The organism is Sinorhizobium sp. BJ1 (genome assembly GCF_002531555.1).
Classification (GTDB): domain Bacteria; phylum Pseudomonadota; class Alphaproteobacteria; order Rhizobiales; family Rhizobiaceae; genus Sinorhizobium; species Sinorhizobium fredii_B.
The window spans coordinates 1-6,292 of sequence record NZ_NWTH01000079.1 but is presented as its reverse complement, the minus strand read 5'-3'; the positions used below and the strand labels follow the sequence as shown (position 1 = coordinate 6,292).

At 58.7% G+C, this 6,292-nt stretch carries 2 protein-coding genes and 3 pseudogenes; 4 read left to right on the top strand and 1 reads right to left on the bottom strand.

Annotated elements, in window-relative coordinates:
* Positions 1 to 568 precede the first annotated feature (568 nt).
* From CO676_RS33825 to CO676_RS33815, 3 genes and pseudogenes are all read left to right on the top strand, one after another.
* Positions 569 to 1,603: an IS110 family transposase gene (locus tag CO676_RS33825; RefSeq protein WP_097524258.1), complete on the top strand. Its 1,035-nt coding sequence runs from the start codon at positions 569 to 571 to the stop codon at positions 1,601 to 1,603.
* 313 nt (positions 1,604 to 1,916) lie between these two features.
* Positions 1,917 to 2,949 (top strand): annotated as a pseudogene (locus CO676_RS33820) (IS110 family transposase).
* A gap of 939 nt (positions 2,950 to 3,888) precedes the next feature.
* Positions 3,889 to 4,622: pseudogene (locus tag CO676_RS33815) on the top strand (ABC transporter permease); the annotation flags it as partial.
* 1 nt (position 4,623) lies between these two features.
* On the opposite strand, the pseudogene CO676_RS33810 reads toward CO676_RS33815, so the two are convergent.
* Positions 4,624 to 5,001 (bottom strand): annotated as a pseudogene (locus tag CO676_RS33810) (IS110 family transposase); the annotation flags it as partial.
* Between the two features lie 294 nt (positions 5,002 to 5,295).
* Here CO676_RS33810 and CO676_RS33805 point away from each other — a divergent pair.
* Positions 5,296 to 6,060: a class I SAM-dependent methyltransferase gene (locus CO676_RS33805; protein WP_097524257.1), complete on the top strand. Its 765-nt coding sequence runs from the start codon at positions 5,296 to 5,298 to the stop codon at positions 6,058 to 6,060.
* Positions 6,061 to 6,292 lie beyond the last annotated feature (232 nt).

Genomic DNA, 6,292 nt, shown 5'->3' with positions numbered 1-6,292 from the left:
CGAAGCGGGACACTCCTTGTGTCGCCGCAGCACGCGACCGGGCCGCAAAGATCCATCGCGTGCTACGTGATCGTATATGCCTGCTCCCGTATCGTCCAGGTGAACTCATCGTCGAATCCGAGCTCCCTTAGGAGTTCAACGTAAGTCGAACACCAGTTCGTTAGGCTTTGCAGCGTCTCGACTATGAAGGGCTGGTCGACTGGAAATGAGTCGGAACCATGGTTGCTGGCGTCGATTTCCGCGAGTTCAAAGTGTTTATTCCTTCCGGTTGAGGCTCAGCGAAATGACCGGAGATTTCAGTGCGCCGGATCGTGCACCTAAAGCTCTCCAAGAGATCGAAGCGTTGCGTCCGCGGGCCGAAGGCTCCTCGTTTCGGCTCAGGCTTGAAGACCACACCTTCCAACTTCGCGAAGGCCTAACCTTCTATGATTGCAGCCGGCCATCGCAGCGGAGTGTGTGGCCTCGACACGACGCTGGGGCCAGGTGGACACGGGTGATGGGGTGGACGCCCCCCGACGGCACCGCTGTGCCAGAATGGCGGTGTTGCAACCATTGGAGGGAGGCGTCCGTGCCTGAGGTTACCACGATCGGTCTGGATATCGCGAAGAATGTTTTCCATGCGTACGGCGCCGACGAGCGCGGTCACGTGCTTTTCAGCAAGAAGCTCAGCCGGGGAAAGGTGTTGGACTTTTTTGCCGCCCAGCCTGTCTGTACCGTCGCCTTGGAAGCTTGTGGCGGTGCTCATCACTGGGGTCGCGAGCTGATGGACATGGGCCATACGGTCCGGCTGATCCCGCCGGCCTACGTGAAGCCTTTCGTGAAGCGAAACAAGAACGATGCCGTCGATGCTGAGGCGATCTGCGAGGCGGCGCAACGCCCAAACATGCGGTTCGTCGCCGTGAAGAGCGAGGAACAGCAAGCAGCGGCGCTCGTGTTCCGGACCCGCGATCTCTTGGTTCGCCAGCGGACCCAACTGATCAACGCGATCCGCGGTCACCTGACGGAATATGGCTGGGTGGCGCCGAAGGGACCGTCCTATGTGGCGATGCTGGCCGACCTGCTCGAGGAAGAGGAGATGGCCTCCTCGTTGCCGCCAGCCGCCCTAGCGATGATCAGGCTGATGCTGGACCTTCTGCCCGAACTGGACGGGAGGATCGCCGAACTCGACCGGGAAATCGCGCGGCGCGCCCGCGAGGACGCGGTATCGCGGCGGTTGATGACGATTCCGGGCGTCGGCCCGATCACCGCGACCGCAATCGCCGCGCTCGCACCGCCGGCCGAGACCTTCGCGAAGGGGCGCGACTTCGCCGCTTGGCTCGGGCTTGCCCCGCTGCAGAAGTCGACGGGCGGCAAGCAGAAGCTCGGCGCCATCTCAAAAATGGGCGAGCGCACGCTCAGGCGTCTGCTCATCATCGGCAGCATGGCGGTCATAAAACAGGCAGCAAGGCGCGGCGCACCGAAGGGCTCTTGGCTGGAACAGATGCTGGCGCGCAAACCGCGCATGCTGGTGGCGGTCGCGCTCGCCAACAAGATGGCACGGATCGTTTGGGCGCTGCTCATGAAGCAGGAGAGTTACAAGGCTCCGGCCGCGGTCACGGCGTAAGCCGGACGGGCCTGAGGTCGTCGGAGACGTGGTCGGTCGAAGGAGGGTATGGCACAACAGTCGGCGAGACGGGGCCGGAAGAACCAGGGCTCACCACCGTGTCAGCGAGCACGCTTAGGGTGATATGGTTCCGGTCCGCGCACTCCCATACGGGCCCGCAGCCTTTGCGCTGCATCAAGAGGCCGGACAGATGGCAGCATCCGACAACGTGCCAACCGCCGAAAACCGCTTGCGTCTTACGGGGCAATGGTATGGACCCCGCCCTCGCGACGCGGTGGAATCTCGAACGTCAACTGCCATGAAGGAGGATATCATGCAGGTCGTTCGGATAGGTTTGGATTTGGCGAAGTATGTCTTCGAGGTTCACGGCGTCGACAAGCACGGGAAAGTCGTTGTGCGAAAGAGGCTGCGTCGCGATGCGGTGTCCCGCTTCTTCGCCAATTTGCCGGCGTGCCTGGTCGGCATGGAGGCGTCGAACGGGGCGCACTATTGGGCTCGCGTGCTCACCGAACTTGGCCATCAGGTGCGGCTGATCAGCCCTCAGTTCGTGACGCCATACGTCAAGTCAAACAAGAACGACCGGAACGATGCGGAAGCCATCTGCGAAGCGGTCGGCCGGCCGTCGATGCGCTTCGTGCCACGGAAATCAACCGATCAGCTGGCCGTGCAAGCCGTCCATCGCATTTCGCCGGCGTCTCGTCGCCGACAGGGTCAGGCTCGTCAACCAGATTCGCGGTCTTCTGTCTGAGCATGGGATCGTCATTGCCCGTGACATCGCGCAGCTGCGGCGCGGCCTCGCCATCATCGCAGGGAACGACAATGACGGCCTCAGCGAGATGGTTCGCCCGCTCATGAGGGAGTTGCAGGCGGAGTTGGCCGAGCTTGATGCCCGCATTGCATCCTATGATCGCCGGATACGGGAAATCTTCCGCACCAGCGAGCCGTGCCAACGGCTTGGCAAGATCGAAGGCATCGGCCCTGTGACGGCAACGGCCTTGATCGCCGCCGTCGGCGATAGAAGCTGCTTCAAGAACGGCCGTCAGTTCGCGGCCTGGCTTGGCCTGGTGCCGAAGCAGCGATCCAGTCGAGGGCGAGCCCGCTTGTTCGGCATCAGCAAACGCGGCGATCGCTATCTGCGTACACTGATGATTCATGGCGCTCGCGCCGCTTTAAGCCGGGCTGGCGGCAAGCAGGACCCACGAAGCCTCTGGCTCGGCAAGATGCGGCAACGGCGGCACCCCAATGTCGCGGCCGTTGCGCTTGCCAACAAGAATGCGCGGATCGTGTGGGCTATGCTCTCGAGCGACACAGCTTACGAGCCCGCGCTGTCGGTGAAGGCGGCCTGAAGCGAAGCGGCGAACAAGGAAAGGAGGTCTCACCCCGGCAATTGCAGCAAATGGCAGGAGATGGAAAAACGGTCACCCCGTCGCTTCCCAACCTGATCTGTGGACCGGCATGGCGTTAGCCAATGTCATGGGGGCTTTGAGGTGGAAGCGGGCGAAAACCCATCGAGGCTCGCGGCGAAGACGTTGTCCAGCCGCATCACGAAGCCGGATATACGTCAGCAGTTGTGACCAATGATCCTGATCCAGCCGACTGTTGCAATCGGGCGGGGTCCATATACGTCCACAGATGGAGAGCTGATCATGAGAGGGCCCAAGACATCCCGAAAAAAGACGAGCAGACCTTCGCGATCGCTCCTAAGGAGCCCCTGGCGATTCTGGTTGATATGCTTGTGGAGGACTTTCCCTCGCTATCATGCGTGAGAAAGACGCGAGCCGGCCCGCCACCGAGCAGGTTATCTCGAATATCGGATCCGGGCCGTTCAAGTTCAATGAGGCTCTAGCCAGGTCTGGGGCAAGCTTCACCTATGACCGAAATGAAAAATATGTACCCCGCAAGGAGCCGCCCGACGGCTTCGCCGGCGGAAAGGTCTGGAAAGTTTTTCCCGATAACAGACCGCCTTGGCCGCCTTGCGGGCAGGTGAGAACCACAGCGGAGCGAATCCAATCAATACCCCCTTCTTAGTCGCGAACGGCGACTTCGCCTATTACGGCCGGCCGAAGAACGATGAATACCAGGCTCTCCGGGCCAAATGGCGCAAGGCACTCGCCCGAAAACTGTAAGATGTATGGTGTAACTTCGTCGGCGGTGTTCTGCTGGAGCGCGCTGTCCAGCCAACGACGCACCGGAAGTCGTTTTCCGGCCTCCTTGAGGTGGCCGGCGCGTACGGCTTTCCGAATTTGCCAAAGGTTTCAGCCTAATGGGACTACATCCTGCGCAGGATGGTATCGACCATTGCCATGATGGCAATGGTCGGAGCGTTCGTTTTCCTGCTTCTCAGGCTGGCGCCAGGCGACCCGGCGGCTATGATCGCCGGGAAGTCGGCCACGGTGGAGGTGATCGCCGGCATCCGCGAAAAGCTGGGTCTGAACGATCCGATGCCAGTTCAGTTCGCACTCTGGGTGCGCGAAATGTTGGGCGGTGTTCGGCACCTCGCTTTTTCCTGGGCGGCCAGTGCTCGAGTTGATCTTGCAACGCCTTGAACCACCCTTTCCCGTCAATCCTGACGATGATTCTTGCAGTGACGGTCGGGGTCTCGTTCGGCATCCTTGCCGCGTGGCGAACTGGCGGTCTCGTCGAGCGCCTTCTCGCAGTCTTTTCTGCGCTTGGCTATTCCGTCCTATTTCCTCATATACTTTTGGGTGATCAGGACACATTGCCTGCCGGTCCAAGGGTATGTCCCGATCGGAAGTGGCCTCGGACCTTGGTTTGTGCATCTCATCCTGCCAGCCGTAGCATTAGGCCTCGGCTTCATTGCATTCATCGCCCGGGTCACGCGGGCGAGCATGCTCGAAGTTCTGTGGGAAGATTATATGCGCACGGCCGCCGCCAAGGGTGCTTTGTCCTATGCAATGCTTTTTCACCATGCGTTGCAGAATGCCAGCGTGCCAATCCTGCTGTGATCGGAGTGAGTTTTGCTTATATGATCGGCGGCGTCGTTCTCACGGAAACGGTGTTGCCTCATGAGCAGCGTCCGGTGTCCAGATCTCCGTCATCTCACCGGCACGGAACAGCCGGGCAAGTTTCTCGGCATCGCGGCGGTTCGTCTGGACTCGATCGCCAGGCTTGCGCGGGATCAGAGAGGGGGCGCACTCGTAGCCAAGCGCTTCGATCTCCCGCTTCAGAACGTATCCTGTGGGGACAGCCTCATAGCAAAAACTCAATCGTATACCCGGGGGTTCGAGCTTGCGGAGGAGGCGGCGTACTGACGCACCATCGGAGGATATCTCCCCGACATATCGAACCTCGCCGGTACGCCCGCTCTCGGCGAGAGCAACAGCATGCCGATCCTTCGCAACGTCCAATCCTACGAAAACTTCGCTATATCCTTCCATGTTCGTCCTCCTGGTATGAGGATCGGCTCGACGAGCAACCCTCTCGTTTCAACACTGCCGGTGTAAGGCGAACCACCTCACAGCTGGCAACCAGAAAGAAGGTCTTACCGACCAGAAAAGCCAGGTCGCGGCTACTACGAGTAGCCGGATCAATAACCGTTAACAAAAGCGTTACAAACAATAAAAAGAAAATACAAAACATTATCGTTCAAACGCTCTCCTCTATGTAATATTGATCTTGGCCTTTCAGAATCGCATTGGGTCGACGACCTGTACAATAAGACGGTGAAGCACATGAGCTGCGAGACAGATGGTAAGCCACTTTCGTCATTAGAGCTTGAATCATACTTCGGAGACGATTATTTGCATTTTGGTGACGTCGTAAATTCCCCCGAGAAAACTGATCTGGAAGTTGAAGCAATTTGGAATCTACTTTCGCTTAAGGAAGGCGGCCTAGTTCTTGAACTAGGATGCGGTTATGGGCGGATTACCAACCGGCTGGCGAGAAAAGGAGCACGGGTAACGGGGCTGGATGCGTCGCCGGTCCTTCTAAAAAAAGCCGAAGCAGATGCAGCCGAACGTGGGGTAAATGTTGAGTACGTTCTTGGCGATATGCGCTCACTTCCCTGGAGAGATTGCTTTGACGCTGTTTTCCTGTGGTACACAACGTTTGGTTACTTCAATGAAGCGGATAACGAGAAAGTTCTTCATGAAGCCGCCCGTTCTTTACGAAAAGGCGGGCGCCTGCTAATCGATCAACTCAATCGCTGCTCTTTGCTAAGCGGCAAATGGCCTTTGAACGAGATCGTGCGGCGTAACGATGATTTAAGAATTGATATAAGCAACTACGACGCACTAACCGATCGCTGCAACTCTGAGAGAACCATAGTCCGAAATCGATGCGTTAGACGAATGCGTCTTTCTGTCAGACACTACGGGTTTTCTGAATATGTTCGCATGTTGCGCAGCGCGGGGTTTGAGACTGTTGAAGCCTATGGGCAGGAAGGCGGAGAGTTCAAATCCGATGGCCGGCGCCTCGTGGTGATCGCGTACAAGTAATTGGCGTTCAGGGCGATCAAAATGCCACCGATGCTAGCCGTAAGCACCACGTGTCAGGTTCCCCTGAGCCACGTAAGGTCTCTGAGCGGCGATGTCGCGTTGTAAGCCGTCCGGCGAAAACTCACGGATGCTCGAAGCGGTGCCCGCCCTTGGACGCAGGCGCGCGCCCGGGGGGGCACGCTCTCAATATCGCAATCGAATAACGAAATAAGCGCGATCATAACTATCCGAA